This window comes from Methylobacterium sp. WL18 (genome assembly GCF_008040015.1).
GTDB lineage: Bacteria > Pseudomonadota > Alphaproteobacteria > Rhizobiales > Beijerinckiaceae > Methylobacterium > Methylobacterium mesophilicum.
On the sequence record NZ_VRVD01000461.1, the window covers coordinates 1 to 3,804 of the forward strand.

Consider the following 3,804-nt stretch of genomic DNA (forward strand, 5'->3'; position numbering starts at 1 on the left):
CCGGGGGAGGGTCCGCGGGCCCGCTCACGCCGCCGCGCGGGCCTGCAGGGTCACCAGCACCGACTTCGAGGTCGGCGTGTCGCTCTTCTCACCGAAGGTCGAGAGCGGCACCAGCACGTTCAGCTCCGGGTAGTAGCCGGCCACCGCGCCCCGGGGCATGTCGAACGGGACGAGGCGGAAATCCTCGGCCCGCCGGGTCACGCCGTCGGCATGGAGGCCGACGATGTCGACGCGCTCGCCGATCCGATCGCGGATCTCGGCGAGGTCGTCCGGGTGGGCGAACAGCACCTTCCGTTCGCCGTAGACGCCGCGATAGCGGTCATCGAGGCCGTAGATCGTGGTGTTGTACTGGTCGTGGCTGCGGAAGGTCTGGAGCACGAAGGTGTTCTGGCCCTTGCGCGCGACCTGATGCTCGGTCTCGGCCGGCAGGGCGTCGGCGGAGAAGTTGGCCCGGCCCGTGGCGGTCTCGAACACCCGCTCGGCGGCGAGGTTGCGCAGCATGAAGCCGCGCGGCTTGCGCACCCGTGTGTTGTACTCCGTAAAACCCGGGATCGTCGCGGCGATCGCCTCACGGATCCGGTCGTAATCGGCCGCGAGCCCGGCCCAGTCGATCGCGGCCGAGCCGACGGTGGCCTGGGCCATGCCGGCGATGATCGCGATCTCGGAGCGCAGCTCCTTGGAGGCCGGCTTGTTGATGCCGCCCGAGCCGTGGACCATGCTCATCGAATCCTCGACGGTCACGATCTGGGTCTTGCCGGCCGCGTTCCGGTCGATCTCGGTGCGGCCCATGCAGGGCAGCAGGTAGCCGATGGCGCCCGGCACCAGGTGGGCGTGGTTGAGCTTGGTCGCGATGTGGACGGTGAGGCGGCAGGAGGCGAGCGCCTGCGCCACCACCGGGGTATCGGGCGTCGCGCGCAAAAAATTGCCGCCGAGCCCGATGAAGGCCTTCGCCGTGCCGTCGCGCATCGCCCGGATCGCCGCCAGGACGTTGTGGCCGTGCCGGCGGGGCATGGCGAGGCCGAAATGCCGCTCCAGCGATTCGAGGAAGGCCACCGAAGGGCGCTCGTTGATCCCGACCGTGCGGTCGCCCTGCACGTTGGAATGGCCGCGCACCGGGCACAGGCCGGCGCCGGGCCGGCCGATATGGCCGCGCAGGAACAGCAGGTTGGCGATCTCCCGCACGGTCGCCACCGAGTGGCGGTGCTGGGTCACGCCCATGGCCCAGGTGGCGATCACCCGCTGCGCGCCGAGATAGACATCCGCCATGGCGGAGATGTCCTCGTAGGTCAGGCCCGACTGGTCGAGGATCGCGTCCCAGGCGGTGGCCTCCACGGCGGCCCGGTAGGCGTCGAGCCCTGCGGTGTGGTGCTCCAGGAAGGCCCGGTCGAGCAGCGACGGCCGCCCGGCCGCGAGGGCCTCGGCGTCGCGGGCGAACACGATCTTGGCGATGCCCCGGAAGGCCGCCATGTCGCCGCCGGAACGAGGCTGGAGGTAGTGGCTGGCGATCGGCTGGCTGGAGCCGCGCAGCATTTCCACGGTGTTCTGCGGGTCAGCGAAGCGCTCCAGCCCGCGCTCGCGCACGGGGTTCAGCACCACGACCTGGGCGCCGCGCTCGGCCGCCCGGCGCAGGTCGCCGAGCATGCGCGGATGGTTGGTCCCGGGATTCTGGCCGACGCAGAAGATCGCGTCCGCCTTCTCGAAATCCTCCAGCAGCACCGTGCCCTTGCCGATGCCGATGGCGTCGATCAGGGCGACGCCGCTGGCCTCGTGGCACATGTTCGAGCAGTCGGGAAAGTTGTTGGTCCCGTAGGACCGGGCGAACAGCTGGTAGAGGTAGGCGGCCTCGTTGGAGGCGCGGCCCGAGGTGTAGAATTCGGCCTGGTCGGGGTTGTCGAGGCCGCGCAAAGTCGCGCCGATCTCGGCGAAGGCCTCGTCCCAGCTCACCGGCAAGTAGCGGTCGCTCGCCGCGTCGTAGCGCATCGGGTGGGTGAGGCGGCCTTCGCCCTCCAGGGCGTAGTCGCTCCAGCCGCGCAGTTCGGTGAGCGTGTGGCGGGCGAAGAAGGAGGGCGGGGTGCGCTTGTCGGTGGCCTCCCAGGAGACTGCCTTCACGCCGTTCTCGCAGAACTCGAACGACGAGCCGTGCTCCGGGTCGCCCCAGGCGCAGCCCGGGCAATCGAACCCGTCGGGCTGGTTCGCCTTCAGCAGCGCACGCGCCCCCGTCAGCGGAGCGCGCGAGCCGAACAGGTGCTTGCCGCAACTCTTCAGAGCGCCCCAGCCGCCGGCGGCGGATGAGCGCTTGGGAGCCCCGTCAGGCTGGGCCATGGATTGTCCTGGATGTTCTTGTGAAAACGAGCTGAGCTCGCCAATTCGCAACCGCGAGATAAGCGGCTTGGGATACCGGTCACAATGGCGTGCCGGCGCAGGCCCCTCATGCACGGGACACAGGCTAAGTCACCGCTTGGCAAAGCCTTTCTAAACTGGCGGGTGCGACGCTCGGCAGCGGTCGGACCGGGCCGCCGACGGTTCGGTTCCGAACCCATCTTGCGCGCGCAGCCTGAGGAACCAAGCGCCGCGCGCGAGCCCCTTCAAGGTGTCTGCGCTTGTCGGTCCGCGAGGAGATCTGCCAAGAGGATCAAGCGTTCCGGGCCGCACAGGCCAGGTCCGGCGGGGCGCGCAATCACACAGTGGGCCATAGCCGAGACGGCGGCAAGCCGGAGACGGGTCGCAGAGGGATATCCGCCCTCCACGCATCCCAGGTTTCTGCGGACGCTTTTATGCCTCCGCCCCGTCATCCCGGGGCGCCGCAGGCGAGCCCGGGATGATGGGGCTGTTTCTGGAACCGCCTCGGCAAGGAACGAGGCGCATCGGCCCAACGGGACGGTCAGATGCCGACGGCTTCCGGCAGACACCTCGAAAGCGCGGCCTGTGCGAACCCTGAAGGCCTCCTGCGGGGCGCTTCGCTACGCCACCTCGACATGAGGTCGAGACTGGGAAGCGCCTTGACGAACGTCCCTCACGCCGCGCGGGCCAGCGCCTCCGCGCCCCGGCCGACGACCTGGCTGAGCGCGGCGACGCCCTCCGCCGCCATCCGCTTCACGAGGCCGGCCTTGATGCGATCCACCAGCCCCGGCCCGTCATAGATTAACGCCGAATAGAGCTGGACCAGGGTCGCCCCGGCCTCGATCTTGATCCAGGCGGCCTCGGCGGAATCGACGCCGCCGACGCCGATCAGGGGGAGCGTGTCGCCGACGCGGAGGCGGGTCTGGGCCAGCATCCGGGTCGCCGGGCCGAACAGCGGCCGGCCGGAGAGGCCGCCGGTCTCGCGGGCAAGGCTTTTCTCCCGCAGGCTCTCGGGCCGCGCCACCGTGGTGTTCGAGACGACCAAAGCCTGGACCCCGCGCTTCAGCGCCGTGGCGCAGATCGCGTCGAGGGCATCCAGCGCGAGGTCGGGGGCGATCTTCAGGAGTACCGCCGCCTTGGCGCCGGCCGCGTCCCGCGCTTCAACGGTGCGGGCGAGCAGTTCGTCCAAAAAAGCCTCGCCCTGCAGGTCGCGCAGGCCCGGCGTGTTGGGCGAGGAGACGTTGACCGTGACGAAATCGACGAGCGGAGCGAGGCTCTCGGTACAGGCGACGTAGTCGGCCAGCCGGTCGGTGGAGTCCTTGTTGGCCCCGATATTCACCCCGACGAGGCCCGGCCGGCCGGCCCGGGCCCGGAGCCGCCCCGCCACCGTCGCCAGACCTTCGCTGTTCAGGCCGTAGCGGTTGATCACCGCCCGGTCCGCCGCGAGGCGGAACGCCCGTGGCC

2 protein-coding genes are annotated in these 3,804 nt (G+C 70.3%); both read right to left on the reverse strand.

The window, feature by feature from the left end:
- Positions 1–24: 24 nt before the first annotated feature.
- A complete protein-coding gene (locus tag FV228_RS22905; protein ID WP_147856702.1) occupies positions 25–2,322 on the reverse strand; it encodes an FdhF/YdeP family oxidoreductase in 2,298 nt (765 codons plus the stop codon).
- 691 nt (positions 2,323–3,013) lie between these two features.
- The coding region (pyrD, locus tag FV228_RS22910) for a dihydroorotate dehydrogenase (quinone) (RefSeq protein WP_147856703.1) at positions 3,014–3,804 on the reverse strand (791 nt) is incomplete at its 5' end.

Coding starts and splice junctions, on each gene's coding strand:
- FV228_RS22905 (WP_147856702.1), bottom strand. CDS start 2,322: ATGGCCCAGCCTGACGGGGCTCCCAAGCGCTCATCCGCCGCCGGCGGC.